11 protein-coding genes are annotated in these 14770 nt (G+C 63.9%); 4 read left to right on the top strand and 7 right to left on the bottom strand.

Annotated features, from left to right (window positions below):
- Window positions 1-157: 157 nt before the first annotated feature.
- The 3 genes from ACFSR7_RS13525 to ACFSR7_RS13515 all read left to right on the top strand — a co-directional run bounded on the left by ACFSR7_RS13525 (window position 158) and on the right by ACFSR7_RS13515 (window position 6225).
- Complete coding sequence (locus tag ACFSR7_RS13525) at window positions 158-1951, top strand: sensor histidine kinase (RefSeq protein ID WP_378162313.1); 1794 nt, start codon at window positions 158-160, stop codon at window positions 1949-1951.
- Window positions 1951-3471: a response regulator transcription factor gene (locus ACFSR7_RS13520; protein ID WP_378162311.1), complete on the top strand. Its 1521-nt coding sequence runs from the start codon at window positions 1951-1953 to the stop codon at window positions 3469-3471. Before ACFSR7_RS13525 ends, ACFSR7_RS13520 begins: the two co-directional genes overlap by 1 nt.
- Window positions 3472-3657: 186 nt before the next feature.
- Window positions 3658-6225, top strand: a complete 2568-nt coding sequence (locus ACFSR7_RS13515; RefSeq protein ID WP_378162309.1) for a glycoside hydrolase family 183 protein — start codon at window positions 3658-3660, stop codon at window positions 6223-6225.
- Window positions 6226-6328: 103 nt separating this feature from the next.
- On the opposite strand, the gene ACFSR7_RS13510 is transcribed toward ACFSR7_RS13515, so the two are convergent.
- A complete protein-coding gene (locus tag ACFSR7_RS13510) occupies window positions 6329-7084 on the bottom strand; it encodes a MerR family transcriptional regulator (protein WP_378162307.1) in 756 nt (251 codons plus the stop codon).
- A 74-nt stretch (window positions 7085-7158) separates the two neighbouring features.
- On the bottom strand, window positions 7159-8316 hold the full coding sequence (locus tag ACFSR7_RS13505; RefSeq protein WP_378162305.1) for a glycosyltransferase family 4 protein: 1158 nt from the start codon (window positions 8314-8316) through the stop codon (window positions 7159-7161).
- Window positions 8317-8512: 196 nt separating this feature from the next.
- On the opposite strand from ACFSR7_RS13505, the gene ACFSR7_RS13500 reads away from it, so the two are divergent.
- Window positions 8513-9046, top strand: a complete 534-nt coding sequence (locus ACFSR7_RS13500; protein WP_378162303.1) for a phosphatase PAP2 family protein — start codon at window positions 8513-8515, stop codon at window positions 9044-9046.
- 198 nt (window positions 9047-9244) lie between these two features.
- Here ACFSR7_RS13500 and ACFSR7_RS13495 read toward each other — a convergent pair whose 3' ends face one another.
- The 5 genes from ACFSR7_RS13495 to ACFSR7_RS13475 all read right to left on the bottom strand — a co-directional run bounded on the left by ACFSR7_RS13495 (window position 9245) and on the right by ACFSR7_RS13475 (window position 14691).
- The gene (locus ACFSR7_RS13495) at window positions 9245-10165 is read right to left on the bottom strand and encodes an N-acetylglucosamine kinase (RefSeq protein ID WP_378162301.1); all 921 of its coding nucleotides are present in this window, start codon (window positions 10163-10165) and stop codon (window positions 9245-9247) included.
- Window positions 10166-10187: 22 nt separating this feature from the next.
- On the bottom strand, window positions 10188-11777 hold the full coding sequence (locus ACFSR7_RS13490; protein ID WP_378162300.1) for a glycoside hydrolase family 3 protein: 1590 nt from the start codon (window positions 11775-11777) through the stop codon (window positions 10188-10190).
- A gap of 80 nt (window positions 11778-11857) precedes the next feature.
- Window positions 11858-13003, bottom strand: a complete 1146-nt coding sequence (locus ACFSR7_RS13485; protein ID WP_378162298.1) for an exo-beta-N-acetylmuramidase NamZ family protein — start codon at window positions 13001-13003, stop codon at window positions 11858-11860.
- Window positions 13004-13006: 3 nt separating this feature from the next.
- On the bottom strand, window positions 13007-13711 hold the full coding sequence (locus ACFSR7_RS13480) for a PIG-L deacetylase family protein (RefSeq protein WP_378162296.1): 705 nt from the start codon (window positions 13709-13711) through the stop codon (window positions 13007-13009).
- Window positions 13708-14691: a GNAT family N-acetyltransferase gene (locus ACFSR7_RS13475; protein WP_378162292.1), complete on the bottom strand. Its 984-nt coding sequence runs from the start codon at window positions 14689-14691 to the stop codon at window positions 13708-13710. Before ACFSR7_RS13475 ends, ACFSR7_RS13480 begins: the two co-directional genes overlap by 4 nt.
- Window positions 14692-14770: the final 79 nt, after the last annotated feature.

Genomic DNA, 14770 nt, shown 5'->3' with positions numbered 1-14770 from the left:
AGAATGGAATGATGGCAGCGAGTATGCCGTATGCCTAACGATAATGAAGCCGCCTCGTCATGGAAATGGAAAATGTGCAGGTAGCGGCCTGTAAAATTCCTAGATCGGCGCCGCCGCGCGATCGTCGGTGCTATACTGCTAGCAAGAGGTGGGAGTCATGCTAAGCCGGCTGAGCATACGGGTCAAGCTGTTTCTGGCGTTTACGCTATGCGTCAACATCATCATCGGATTGCTCAGCTACTTATACTATCGGCAGACGGCGGACGTCATCTACCTGCGCAACCGGGAGGCGACCCAGCAGATGCTGTACAGGTTCGTCACGTCCATCGACCGGATGTACAAGGACCTTGACCGGATTTCCGCGCAGATTTTGTACAACAACGATATCGCCGCCTATTTTTCGCCCCCCGAGCCGGACTTCGACAGCTCTTACGCCGCCTTCGTCAAAGTGCAGAAGCTGACGAATCTGCTCGAGTACTTCAACGGACCGCAGATGACGGCCAAGCGCATTCTCGTGTTCAACCTGAACGGCGACTATATCGATTACGGTTTGAACTGGGACACGTATCCAAGTTTACGGGAGCGCTTCCACCAGGCGTCGTGGATCGATGATACGCTGGCGCTCGGCGGCGAAAAGCTGCTCGTGCCGCCCCGGCCGACCGAATGGCAGACGACGGCGGAGGTGGTCTTCTCGGTCGCCCGGCGCCTGAACGCGCATACGCTGATCGAAGTTCAGCAGCCCTATGCGCTGCTCGAGCAGACGCTGACCGAGGGGCGAGACGCCGCCGTAGCCAGCCTTTTTATTTACGATGACGACGGGCGCATCTTCTATCCCTATGGCGCCGCGCGCATCCCGTTCGACGGCCGGGCGTTCGCAGCCGGTGCGGACGGCAGCGAGATCCGGCGGCTCGATACCGGAGAGACGAACGTCGCCAATCTGACCCGTTCCTCGTATACCGGCCTCAATGTCGCCCTGCTGCAGCCAAAGGAAGCGCTGCTGAGGCCCATCCAGCGGCTCCATCAGCTCAGCATCGTCATCATCGGCGCGGCGGAGCTGCTCGCGCTGGCGCTCTCCTACGCGATCGCGCGCACGATCACGTCGCCGATCTTCCGTCTGCAGCGGTACGTGCGAAGCGTAGAGCTGGACTCCCATCCCGCGACGCCGGCGCCTCGCGCGTTCGCGTACTCCCGCGAGGTGAACGACTTGTACGAGACCTTCGTGAAGATGACGCAACGGCTGCACCGGTCCATGAACGAGCTCATCGACCTTCGCAGTCGCGAGAGCACGGCGCAGATTCAGGCGCTCTATGCGCAGACGAACCCGCATTTTCTCTACAACACGCTCACTTCGATCGGCCGGCATGCAGAAGAGGCGGACGATCGCGAGGTCGCGGAGATGTGCTATGCGCTCACGCAGATGCTGCGCTACAGCAGCGTCGCGCCGGCGGCCCCCGTCGCCGTGCGCGAGGAGCTGGCCAACGCCCGCGCCTACTTGGAGCTCATGAAGCTTCGCTACGAATTCCAGCTGCAGTTCGATATCGCGCTTGACCCGCTTCTGGCCGAAGAGCCGATACCCAAGCTGATCGTGCAGCCGTTTCTGGAAAATTGCTTCGCCCACGCATTCAGGCAGGTCGAGCCCCCGTGGCATATATCCGTCGCGGTCCGCGCGAGGCAGGACGAGCCCGGCTGCTGGGAGCTGTCGATCGCGGACAACGGCGCCGGCATCGGCGACGAGACGCTGGCGGCCGTGCGAAGGCGGATCGAGACGCTTCGCGCGGACGGGGACGGCGAGCTCTCGCAGATCACCTCGCGCGGTCTCGGCCATGTCGGCATCGAGAATACGCTGGCGCGCTGCCGGCTGTTCTGGGGCGACCGGGTCCGCTTCAACGTCGGCCGACTGCCCGAGGGCACCGAGATTGTCATCATCGTCCGCAAGGAGGAATGCGACTGATGTTCCGCGTCGTGATCGTCGAAGACGAGCCGCCCATTTTGCGCAGCATCAAGGAGAAAATCGTCGCCATCGACCCCGGCTTCAAGGTCGTCGGCGAGTACTACAACGGCGCGGCGGCGCTGCTGGAGATGGATATCGTGCAGCCGCACGTGCTGATCACCGACCTGCACATGCCCGTCATGGACGGAGAAGCGCTGCTCGAACGCGTGCGCGAGCGGTACCCGGACATGCTCTGCGTCATCCTCACCGGCTACCAGCAGTTCGAGTACGCGCGCATGGCGGTCCGCATGGGCGTCGTCGACTACTTGCTGAAGCCGCCTACCGGGGCTACGATCGGCGAGCTGCTGGTCTCGCTCCGCAGGCGGCTGCTGCAAAACCAGACGCTGGTCGAGTCGTTTATTTTGCAGCGACTGCTGCTGCCGCATTCGTCCGTCGCCCATGCGGGCGCGGAGCTGGAGCGGTATGCACGGGAGTACTTTTACCACGCCAGCTATATGCTGCTGTACGCATGGCTGCCTCCCGAACTGGAGCGGGACTTCCCGGCAGCGCAGCTGCGGAACGCCGCGGAGGCATGGTTGCAGGACGGCGAGCGATGCTACGCGCTCGCCGCTCCGTCGCACGAGTGCATCCTGCTGCTCGGCGTGCACGAGCTTGGCGGGACGCGGCTCGGCGCCTGGGCGGCGGCTGGCGGCCCGGGCGGCCCCGACTCGGCCGCCGTGCTGGCGATCCCGCTCCGCAGCGGCGGCATCGCCGGCGTGCCCGGCGCGCTCCAGCTCGCCCGGCGGGCGGCGCCGCAGCTCAGCCGCATGGCAGGCGCGGCATTCGCCGTCCTCTCCCCGGGCGAGGGGGTGGGCGAGCCGCTGCGGGCGGAGCTCCCGGCCGCCGCCGTGTCGCACTTGGCCGCCTTTGTGCGCAAGCGCAGGAAACCGGAGTTTATGCAGGCGCTGACGGCGGCCATAGGCGACATCGGGCTCGGCAGTCTGACGCGGTCGACATGGATCAGGACGCTGCAGCGCCTCGCGCGCGAGCTTGCGCCTCATACGGGCGCCGCGGGGACCGATGGCGTCCCGGAGCGGATGGAGAATGAGATCGCCCAGGCGATATGGGGGGCGGCGCAGCCGGAGATCGCGCTTGCGCATCTGACGCGGATATTCGGGCGGCTGTGCGAAGAGGAAGGCTCGGACGAGGAGAGTGCCGGATGGCCCGATGAGGTCGAGGCATACCTGAAAGCGAACTTCACCTCCTATCTGTCGCTCGCGGACCTCGCGGAGCGCTTCGGCCTGAATCCCTCTTATCTGAGCTTCGTGTTCAAAAGCAAACGGGGCAAGTCGCCGGGCGATTACCTGATCGAGCTGCGCATCGAAGAAGCGAAGCGGCTCATTCGCGAGTTTCCGCGGCTGCTGTTCAAGGACATCGCGGAGCAGGTCGGTTACCCCGATCCGTATTATTTCAGCAAGCTGTTCAAGCAATGGGTCGGCTTGACGCCTACGGAGTACAAGCGGGGGCAGCGCTTCGACTAGCTGCGTCTCGGCCTTGGTATGCCCGGGCCCGCTAAGTGTGCCGCTAAGCGTGACGCAGAGGGTGACGCGCCGGGCAAGCCTGCGAATTTTACAAGCCGCATGCTGAGATTCGTCCATTTCGTTCTCCCTCCCTCGGGTGTAAGCTTTTCGTGGTAACGCTTACAACAATTTCGAGGAGGCAATGACGTGCGAAAAAAGCTATGGTACGGCTTGATGGCATGGCTATTGACGGCGGGGCTGGCGCTGTCGGCAGGACCGCAAGCGGCGGATGCCGCCGGCAACGGGCTCAAGGATACGTTCTCCGGCGGCGCAGGCGGCTGGAGAGCCGCGTCGGGGTCCTGGTCCGCCGCAGGAGACGAGTACGTGCAGAGCGCGACGGCGAACGGCACCTACTGGACCACGATCGCCGGCAAGCGTTGGGGCGACGCCACCTACGAGCTGGATCTGAAGCTGCTCGACAACGGCGGCAGCAATCTGAGCTGGGCGGGCCTGCAGTTCAAAAAAATGGGCCAGGACGACGGTCCGTTCGATAGCGGAATGCTGCTGTACGTGCGGGCGAACGGCACCATCGAGCTGTACAAGGTGAACAAGGTGCTCGTGTCGGCCGCCACCGGCCTCTCCTTCGGCACCTACCGCCACCTGAAGGTCGTCAACAACGCCCACAACATCAAGGTGTACGTCAACAACGAGACGACGCCGCGTATCGACTATACCGATTCGACCTTCGCCAGCGGGTATGCCGGTCTTGCGGCGAGCACGAGCAGTTGGGCGTTCGACAACGTGAGCGTGTCGGGACCCGATCTGCCTTACACGATCAACGTCGGCAGCCCGAACCTGCTTTACGCGGACGCGCAGATGCCGATCACGATGGACGCTTCATTCGCCACGCTGCGGGAGAGCGCGAGCGCGATGCATTTTTACCATGCCGAGTTCCTCCAGCATCTGAAAGGTCCGCTGGACGCTCCGTTCCAAACTTACGTGTCGGCGGGCGGCAGCAATTTAATCGATAAAAACGGCTTCGGCGCCGGCTACAGCGCCTATAAGATCTGGATTATGAACATGTACGAGATCGCACCCGGCGAGCTGCTCGGCTTTACGCACAACGAGGCATGGTCGACGCCGCAGCCGACGGGCTTGCCTACGAACTTCAGTCTCGGCATCGTCTACTCGACCGACGGCGGCGCGACATGGGAATACTGCGGCGAGATCGTACGGCCGAAAAATACGGGCGTCAACATCGGCGGCGTCCCGTATATCGTCCGCAACGGCGAGTTTTACGTGTACTTCAACGACGGCATTTACGGAGAAGGGGACGGCATGGGCTATCCGCGACATGTGGCCGTAGCCAAGGCGAACGTACAGGACGTCGTGAATGCGGCTCGCAATCTGCAGACGACGACCTGGACGAAATACGTCAACGGAAGCTGGACCGGAAACGCTGTGACGAGCGTCGGCAGCGCCGTCCTCGACAACACCTACCTGTACGAAGACGTGCACTCGGACGCTGCATACAGCACTGCGCTCGGCAAGTATCTGATGACCGTGCAGACGCATCAATCGAGCCGGCTTAACCTCTACTCCTCCTCCGACGGTGTCGTCTGGAGCATGGAGGCCGCGCTGGACGTCGCGGCTCCGGGCTCGGTCATGCAGCCGTATTCGACCTTCGTGGATTACGAAGGCGGGACCAACGACGGCCGCGAGGTCGACGGCGCGTTCTCCATTCTGTATCCGCGCAAAACCTGGGGCAACTACGAGCACGACGACCTGTATCGGCGCTCGATTACGATCTCGGCCGATCAGGCCGACCGATACTCCGCTTCCGGCGGCTACGGCCAGACGCAAGGCGCGAACGGCTGGTCCTATGAGCAATGGGACGGCTCCGCTTACAGCAATATGACATGGGACGCCGCAAACGGACGCTGGAATGGCGCGCAAACTTACGCGATCGTCGGCGGCGGCTGGCAGCATCCCGACGCCAATGATTCCGTGCGGACATGGACGGCGCCGAAGGCGGGAACGATCCATGTCTCCGGCGTCGCGCGCAAGGCGGACAACGCGCTGGGCGGGGACGGCGTGCAGGTCAAGATTATGAAAAACAATACGCAAATCTGGCCGGCGAGCGGCCGGCAGGCGATCGGCGCTTCGGACACGAACGGTTTCGCGCACAACCTGACGGTTAGCGTCGCCCAGAACGACAAGATACGCTTCGTCGTCAATAAAGGCGGTACGATATCGACGGACGCCACCTGGTGGGACCCGACGATTCGATACGATCTTTACGAAGCGTCGAGCGGCTTCAGCCAGACTCAGGGCGCGAATCAGTGGTATTACAAGCAGTGGGACGGCTCCGCCTACAGCGATATGACCTGGGACGCGGCAAACGGACGCTGGAAGGGTGCGCAAACCTATGTCCTCGTCGGCAGCGTCCTGCAGCATCCGGACGCGAACGACTCCGTACGCGCTTGGCTGGCGCCGAAGGCGGGGAAAATCCGCATCTCCGGCATCGCGAAGAAGGAGCCGGGCAGCGGAGCCGGCGACGGCGTCAACCTGAAGATCATGAAAAACGGCTCTCAAGTATGGCCTAGCGTCGGAAGCGCCGCGACGCTGGCCTACAACGACTTCTCAGGCATCACTCACGACGTCGCCGTGTCCGTCTCTGCGGGGGATTATATCTACTTCATCGTCAATAAGCGGAGCAATCTGACCTCGGACGGCACGCTCTGGAACCCCACGATCCAGTACACCGGCTTGTAGAGCGCCTGATTGCGGGACTTGGAACGTTGCGTTAAGGCGGCAAAAGGCGGGATCGCGCAGCTCCCCTGCGCAATTCCGCCTTTTTTTGGAATGCCACGTTGCGTTACTGCCGCGTATACGCCAGGATCGCGTCTCGCAAAAACGCCGTCATGCCCGGCTCTTTTTCATAATAGGCCGCGAACCGCTCGTCGTCGACGTACATCTGTGCGAGCCCGGCGTGCGCCTCCTTGGCGTAGCTGCTCCAGGAGTAAGTAAGCCATTGCTTATGCAGCTCCGCCGTACGCCTGGCGGCTTCCCCTTCGGGATCGCCGGTCTTGAACGCTTCGGCCAGCGAGACGTGGATCTCGTCCGCCAGCTTGTTCATCTCGGCGTACTCCGCCTCACTCATGCCTCTCAGCTTCGCGTTGGACCGGTCGATCGTCCCGTCGCCATATTTGGCGCGGATCTCCCCGCCGTACTTGGCCTCGTTGTCCGCGATCAGCTTATCCTTGAAACCTTCGAACTTTTCTTCGTCGCTCATATCCGTTCCTCCTTCACGGGCGCCGATGGTGCGCTCGACGTTCGCAATTAGCGCATCCAGCCGTTCCCTTCGTTCGAGAAGCTCCTCGCGATGAAGCCGCAGCGCCCGCACGCCGTCGTAGTCCGGATCGCCCATAATTTCCTTGATCCGGTCAAGCCCGACGCCGAGCTCCCGGTAAAACAAAATCTGCTGCAGCCTGTCGACCTCCGCGGCCCCGTAGATCCGGTAGCCCGACGAGCTGATTCTGGCCGGCTTCAGAATCCCGACCTCGTCGTAAAACCGCAGCGTCCGGGCGCTCACGCCCGCCAGCCTGCCCAGCTTCTGTACCGTGTATTCCATGCGACCGCCTCCCGACAACTTTACTGTAAACGTTGACGCAGCGTGAAGGTCAATCGTTATTTTGACAATTCTTTTTATACCGCTGACGCTTCTCCGCAGACGCCCGCCAGCTCCGCGAGCAGCTCGCCGAATACGCCGTCCCAATCGCGCGTCCCCGCATAGGCGTACGCCCGCTCCGAGACCGCCTCCCGCAGCGCGGGCTCCCCGTGCAGCCGGGCGAGCGCCGCTGCGAAGGCGTCCGCTTCGTCCGGCGGGCAGAGCAGGCCGGTCTCGCCGTCCTTCACGAGATCCGGCAGCGCCCCTGCGTTCGCTGCGATCACGGGCAACCCGCAGGCCATCGCCTCCAGCGCGACATTGCCGAACGTCTCCGTCGGCGACGGGAACAGCAGCGCGCCGGATGCCTGCATCCAGCGCTGGAGCTCGCCTTGCGACACCGCGCCGAGGAACAGCGCGTCGATACCGAGCTGCTCGGAGAGCCGGCGCAGCTCCGCCTCTTGCGGCCCGTCCCCGGCGATGACCAGACGGGCGTCGGCATCCGTCGCCTCTCGGAATCGGCGGAAAGCGCGCAGTGCCGTGCCCAGGTTTTTCTCGGGCGCGAGCCTGCCCGCGCATAGCACCGGGAAGCTCGAAGCGGGCAGGCCGTGCTCGCTCAGCCATCCCGTGCGGTCTCCCTCTCTGCCGAAGAGCGAGGCGTCGATGCCTCGGCTCCATACGCGAAGGCCCAGCCAACCGTCGCGCCGGCACTCCTCGAGCACGGACGGCGAAGGCACGAAGACGCGCCGGCAGGGGCGATGGAACCAATGCAGATACCTGCGCAGCAGCGCGCCCGCCCACGTCAGATTGTAATAAGGCAAATAGCGCGCGAAATGCGTATGATGCGACGCGATCAGCGGGATGCCGTGCTTCAGCGCGAGACGCCGCCCGGTGAGGCCCGTTCCGAACGGGGTCGCCACGTGTACGGCCGTAGGCTTGAAGGCGAGCAGGCTGCGCTCGGCCGCCGGGGATATTGGCATGGCCAGCCTGCACGCCGGGTACAAAAAAAACGGCAGGCTGGCGAGGCGCTCCGCCGTCTCCTCGTAGCCCGGCGCACGACGCGGACCTGCAGGCGCGAATACCTTGCAGAAAATTCCCTTTTTCTCCAAATAATCCGTCCATCGCTGCAGCGTTTTGGCTACGCCGTTGATCTCCGGGGCGTACGTGTCCGTAAACAAGGCCAGGCGGATCTCGTTCATGCGACGACTCCTCCTCCGACGATGCGTTTTACGCCCATCGTACTGCGCCTGCATTAGCGCGGGATCAGCGGAGTGTCAAATCGCGGCAGGCTTGTTCCTTTACAGTAAGGCCGACGGAACTTCATACCCCAATGACAATTCGCGGTTAGACTGGTGTCACATGAAGCCGCGCCCGCGCGCCGAAGGAGAGAAGGCCATGGCACAGTTCTATCGCATGTTGAGCCGCTTCGAGAGCAACTGGTTCCTCTATATTAACATCCGATGGAACCGGGCAGCGCTGACTACGCTGTTCCGGCTGTTGTCGCTGATCGGCGGAGCGACGTTCTCGCTCTGCGTCTCCCTCGCCGTCGGCCTGCTGGCCGACGGCATCTGGCGCACGGCCGGCTGGCAGGCGCTGGCCGCGGTCGTTATCAGCCATATTCCCGTCGCGCTGGCCAAACGCCTGTCCCCCAGGTCCCGCCCTTATCAAGTATTGCCCCAAGCCCGGACCGGTCCCCGCCCGCTCCAGGATCCCTCCTTCCCCTCGGGCCATACGACCGCCGCCTTCGCCCTGCTGACGCCCTGGATGATCGCAAGCCCCGCGCTGATCCCGCTGCTGCTCCCGATCGGCGCCGGCGTCGCACTGTCCCGGGTGTACTTCGGCCTCCACTACCCGAGCGACACCGTCGCCGGCATGCTGCTCGGCAGCGCCACCGCGCTGCTCGTGGGCGTATGGATTCACGCGGCGTGAATAATTGGACATGCAGTTAAGATAAGACCGAAATCGGCATATTTAACGGGACACACGCCTAAAGTAGTTCTGGCGGGGAGACGACTTCAGTTCGCATGACCGGACACGCGCCCAAAGTGGTTCTGATGGAGACGATCCCCCACCTGTACAGCAAAAAACGCCCGCCCCGTCATCTCCGATGACAAGGCGGGCGTCCGCTCACTTTGCGTCCGCCAGCATGCGCAGCGCCATCAGCGCCGCGCCGGCCGAGGCGTCCCGGCGAGGCGCGACTGCCCGGATGCCGGGACAGCGCTCGCGCAGTCCCGCTTGAAACGCTTCGCGCACATGCGCGCTCCGCAGCAGCACGCTGCCCGCCATCGCGAGCTCGCCGTCGCCCAGCGACAGCCGCTCGGCGACGGGCAGCACCAGTTGCACGAGCTCGTCGGCCGTGCGCCGCGCGATGCGGAACGCCGCCTCGTCGCCGGCGGCGCAGCCGTCCGAGAGCAGCGGTGCGAGCGCCGCGATGTCCTGCTTGCCGGTGCCCTTGTCGTAGACGAATCGGACGATCTCCTCCACCGATCCGATGCGGAGCCGGTCGTAGACCATCTCCGTCAGCACGGTCGCCGGGGCGCGACCGTCATGGGCGCGCACGACGGCCGCGAGCAGATCGCGGCCGATGCTGTAGCCGCTGCCTTCGTCGTCGATCAGGTAACCGAAGCCGCCCGTGCGATGGACGAGGCCGGCCTCGCTCCGGCCGAAGCAGATCGACCCCGTGCCCGCGATCAGAATCATGCCGTGCTCGCGCTCCAGTGCACCGAAAAGCGCGGTCTCGTGGTCGCCGACGATATGCACGCCGTTCCTGTAGCCGGCTTCCCGCAAGGCGGCGATCAAGCGGCCGGGAACGGTCGGATTGCTCACGCCGGCCGCGCCGACGACGAGCTGCGCGCACGCGTCCAGCCCGCCGCAAGCCGCGCCGATCGCCTCCGCCATCTCCCCGAGGCTGCGGCGAATGTCTTCTTCGTCCCGCCCGTTGTAATTGATCCCGCCCGACTCGAACGCGAGCACCGTGCGCCCTGTCTCGTCAAGAACGGTGACGGCCGTCTTCGTGCCGCCCCCGTCCAGTCCCGCCGCGTATTTCATCCGCGCTTCCCCGCTTTCTTCATTACGCTCTGCTCCAGACATTTCCGAGACGGCCCGCAGGCCCAATCTCGCCGGACAGTACCCGCGCCACCGATGCCAGCGACAGCGCGGTGTACTCGAACGCGGCGAGCCCGCAATCGACGCCCTCCAGCGCTTCCAGATCGTAAGGCTTGCCTAGCGCGACCGCCGTCACCCGCTTGCCCGCATCGACCAGCCTGCGCACGGCCTCAAGCTGGCCGGGATTGTCGCTCCCGTTGAACAGCCCGTACACGACGCGGTCATAGCGTTCGGCTTCGCCGAGCACGCGTCCAATCTCCGCCTCGTCCGGGTCGATGCCGACGAGCATCCGCCCGCCGCCCATTCGGTCCGCCATGGCGTCGGGGAAGGCGGGGCCGTCCGCGACCTGGCTCGAAGCCTGATCGGTCCGGTAAGGGAGACTGCCGGCGAACAATGTGCGCGTCTCTCCCGGCTGTACAATGGCAAGTCTTCCCGTTACGACGCAGACGCTCGCGTCGCTGATCGCCGCGGCTTCCTTGCGGTGCGTCTCGCAGCCGACGACGGAAAGCGCCGGCGCCTCTGCCCCGAAAGCGTATTTCCCCTTATAATACAGCACTTTGTCCAACGCCGCGTCCAGCGTCTCTATCGGCAGCTCGCCGGACTGCACCGCTTGCTCGATCACCTCGACGGTCTCGCGGACCAGCGACGGCGTATGGCTGACGAACAGCAGATGGATGCCCGCTTTCAGCGCGCCGAGCGCGCCTTGCGCCGTGCCGTAGTATTTTTTCACCGCGTCCATTTCCAGGCAGTCCGAGACGACCAGCCCCTCGTAGCCCAGCTTGCCCTTCAGCAAGTCCCCGACGATAACGGACGACATCGTGGCGGGCACCCGCCGCGTCTCGATCGCTGGGAACATCATATGCGCGATCATGACCGCCTCGGCGCCGTCCGCGATCGCGGCCCGGAACGGCAGAAGCTCAAGCGACTCGAGGTCCTCCAGCGTCTTGCCGGACGACGGCAGGCCCAGATGCGAATCAACCTCGGTATCGCCATGCCCGGGAAAGTGCTTAAGCGCCGCCAGCACGCCGCCCTCCCGGAGTCCGCGCAGCATCTGGACCCCATACTCCGCCACCGTTTCCGCCGTGTCGCCGTACGAGCGGACGTTGATGACGGGGTTGCGCTTGTTGTTGTTAATATCGAGCACCGGCGCCAGATTGAAGTTGATGCCGAGCGCCTGCAGCTCCGCCGCCGTGATCCGGCCTGCCGTCAGCGCCCCCGACGGATCTCCGGCGGCTGCGATCGCCATCGCGCCCGGGACGTTCACCGCGTCGCGGGGCAATCGCGTCACTCGCCCGCCCTCCTGGTCGATCGAGATGAGCGCCGGGCAACCGGTCCCTGCTACGACGAGCTTCTGCAAATCTTCGCACAGCCGCGCGAGCTGCGATTTGTTTTCCGCGTTGTGGGCGAACAAAATGATGTTGCCGATCTTCCAATCCCGTACGAGCGCCTCAAGCTCCTCCGTGACCGACGTCCCGGGAAATCCGGTTACGATCAGTTGGCCTATTTTTTCGCGCAGCGACTGCGGCCTGCGGTATACGGGTTCCATGTCCGCCATCGATTGATTCCTCCTTCTAAAAGAAACGCGGCCACCAGCGGCTGCGCATGCGCAGCATACCGGTTGTCCGCGGCTTCGTTTCAATACAGATGGAACTGCGACTTCATCTCCCCGAACGACCGGCTCTCCTCGCGGAATCGCGCGAGCAATCCGGGCACGTCCGCCTCCGCACGCTCCGCCCGGTACACATCGTCCCCGCCGAGCAGGTCGATGAACGGTCTTGAGCCTTCGCGCAACGGCGGCAAAAACGAAAACGCCTCGTAATTCCGCTTGATCGCGTACAACAAGGTCACGCCGGTCTCGAGCGGACGCACCGCGCGGACGTCGGTAACATGAAGCTGAACGCCGCGGCAGAACGCGCCTTGATGCTTGGAAAAGGACGGCTTGAAGTAAGCGGGTCGGAAAAAAACACCCGGCAGCGCCAGTCCGTTCATCTCGTCCGCAAGCCGTTCCGCGTCGATGAAGGGCGCCCCGATCATCTCGAAAGGAAACGTCGTCCCCCGTCCCTCCGACAGGTTCGTCCCTTCGAAGAGGCAGGTGCCGCTATACAGCAGCGCCGTTTCGAACCGGGGGATGCCGATCGACGGATGGATCCACATTCGGCCCGTGTCGGGAAACAGCATGTCGCGCGTCCAGCCGTCGCAGCGGACGATGTGCAGATCTGCGCCCCAGCTCTGCTGCGCGTTCGCCATCGTCGCGACCTCGCCGGCCGTCAGCCCGTACCGCACGCATAGCGGATAACCGCCGACGAATGACCGGTAGCCGTCTTTCAGCACATTGCCTTCAACCGTTACACCATCCAGCGGATTAATCCTGTCCAGCACGACGAACGGTTTGCCCGCCTTCGCGCAGTCCTCCAAGGCATAGAGCATCGTATAGATAAACGTATAATAGCGAACGCCGACGTCCTGGATGTCATAGACGACTATGTCGACCGCATCCAGCATCTCCTGCGTGAGCCGCTTGGAGTCGCGTCTGTACAAGCTGTATACCGGCACGCCCGTCCGTTCGTCGGTATAGGTCTCCACCAGCCCGCCGGCATCCTGATCGCCGCGCACGCCATGCTCGGGCGAGAACAGCGCCGCCAGCGCGTAGCGCTCATGCAGGAGTTCGATCGTTGACTTGAAGCCGTGCGACAGGCCGGTCGGCGAGGTGATCAGACCGAGGCGTTTACCCTTGAGGAGACCGTCGTAGCGCGCGAGGTTGTCTACGCCGTTCAGGATCATCGCTTACAGCTCCGACTGACGCAGGCGCAGCGTCTCTTCGGGGACCATGAACGTCTCCGCATACGTCTTGCGCGCTTCGATGCCGCGTACGCGAGCCAGGTGCTTGTAGTACTCCATGTAAGGGAAAGATTTGCTGCCGGTCACGAACCAGTGCGTCGACAGCGCCTTGATCCACAGGTCGTATGCCGCCTGATCGAAGTCCACGTAGACGTAAGGACGATAGTCGACGGCGTCCTCCCAATTTTCCGCATAGTAAAGTTTGCCCGCGAAGGCCGCCGGTAGCTCCCTTTCAATGGAAGGCAGGCCCGCGAAAAAGCGTGCGTCGTTGACGATCCGGTGCGTTGTCATATGGTCTTTGTGCATGCTGTTCTTGAAATGCGTGATGAGGATGCTCGGCCGCACCTTGCGGATCACGTCGCATACGCGCCAACGGATCGCAGCGTCGTCCGGCAGCTCGCCGTCCGCAATGTCGTCGAATACGATCGCTTCGCCGCCAAGCAGGTCCGCGAACGCATGCGCCTCCCGAATTTTTTGCGCCCGGTAATCCGCCATATCCTGACCTGCGGGCACGCCGCGTTCGCCTGGCGTGAGCGCAAGCGTCACGATGCGGTCGCCCTTCAGCGAATGGCTCGCGAGCACGCCGCCCGCCGTCAGCTCCATATCTCCTACATGGCCCCCGATGGCCAAGATTGTCTGCTTGTCGCTCATTGTGTTAGCTCCTTCCGCATGATCGCGAATTGACGTACCGTTGTGAAGCCGGCTTTCTCGTAGATTCGAATGGCGGGGTTGGTGCTCCCCGTGAACAGCGACATGTAGTCGGCACCGACATCGCGCAGCGCCTCGCACAGCTTGAAGAACAGAATGCTCCCGAGTCCGCGGCCTTCATGCTCCGGATGAACGCCGATGCCCGCGAAATATCCCCGTCCGTTATCCTGCCGGACGACCGGCCCCGCGAAGCCGGCCGCCCGGCCTTCGCGGTCCGCGGCGATGACGACGGGCACGCCGTCCGCGGCGCAGGCCGCGATCTCGCGCTCCCAGGCGGGATTGGCTAGACCGGCCAGCATGTCGGCCAACCCGGCGTGCCTGCGCGAATCGAACAGCTCGACCGCGTAGCCGCCCCCCGCGGCCTTCGCCTCCTTGGCCCGGATGTCGTCCGGGATCGCGAAGTCCGCCAGCGGCCTGTACATGGCGCACTGATGCGCCCGGTCGACATAGCCGTTGTCGAGCAGAAAACGATAAAGCGCCGTGTCGGCCGGTACGCCCGGCGCGTTGTTGTGCTCGTGTCCGGGCGTGCCCGGGATGTACCAGGGCAGGCGCATCGGGTTAAAGAAAAGCACCTCGGACTGGCGCTTGCCTAGCGTGCGAAAGCGCGTCTCCAGCGCTTCGAGCAGCGCCGCGCGGTTCGAAGCGCTGGAGGCTTCGGCCAGCACGATGCAGGTGACATAACCGGCGGCATCGCCCAGCGGCAGGTCGTCTCCCGTGCAGCCGCAGGAGAATCCGCGAACCTCGCCGTCTTCCAGCAGCACGAACGTGCAGGCCGGATCGAAGTACCGGTTCGACGTAAAAATCTCTGCGAAGCTGTCCAGCGTCAGCTCCTTGTAGCCGTCGCGGACGGCGGAGCCGTTCCAAAGCGCCACGACCGCGTCTGCATACCGATCCTCCCATGCCGCCACCTTCAGTTGAGTCATCCGCCGCACCTCTTTCATCTAAGTAGCCGCTTCCATGAACACTTAGGGTCGCGGCAGCGGGAGACGCACGCGCAATGTA

Origin of the sequence: Cohnella sp. GCM10020058, assembly GCF_042683485.1 — a bacterium.
GTDB lineage: Bacteria > Bacillota > Bacilli > Paenibacillales > Paenibacillaceae > Cohnella.
This window is presented reverse-complemented; position numbering and strand designations above follow the sequence as displayed.

Coding starts and splice junctions, on each gene's coding strand:
- ACFSR7_RS13525 (WP_378162313.1), top strand. CDS start 158: ATGCTAAGCCGGCTGAGCATACGGGTCAAGCTGTTTCTGGCGTTTACG.
- ACFSR7_RS13520 (WP_378162311.1), top strand. CDS start 1,951: ATGTTCCGCGTCGTGATCGTCGAAGACGAGCCGCCCATTTTGCGCAGC.
- ACFSR7_RS13510 (WP_378162307.1), bottom strand. CDS start 7,084: ATGGAATACACGGTACAGAAGCTGGGCAGGCTGGCGGGCGTGAGCGCC.
- ACFSR7_RS13505 (WP_378162305.1), bottom strand. CDS start 8,316: ATGAACGAGATCCGCCTGGCCTTGTTTACGGACACGTACGCCCCGGAG.
- ACFSR7_RS13500 (WP_378162303.1), top strand. CDS start 8,513: ATGGCACAGTTCTATCGCATGTTGAGCCGCTTCGAGAGCAACTGGTTC.
- ACFSR7_RS13495 (WP_378162301.1), bottom strand. CDS start 10,165: ATGAAATACGCGGCGGGACTGGACGGGGGCGGCACGAAGACGGCCGTC.
- ACFSR7_RS13490 (WP_378162300.1), bottom strand. CDS start 11,777: ATGGCGGACATGGAACCCGTATACCGCAGGCCGCAGTCGCTGCGCGAA.
- ACFSR7_RS13485 (WP_378162298.1), bottom strand. CDS start 13,003: ATGATCCTGAACGGCGTAGACAACCTCGCGCGCTACGACGGTCTCCTC.
- ACFSR7_RS13480 (WP_378162296.1), bottom strand. CDS start 13,711: ATGAGCGACAAGCAGACAATCTTGGCCATCGGGGGCCATGTAGGAGAT.
- ACFSR7_RS13475 (WP_378162292.1), bottom strand. CDS start 14,691: ATGACTCAACTGAAGGTGGCGGCATGGGAGGATCGGTATGCAGACGCG.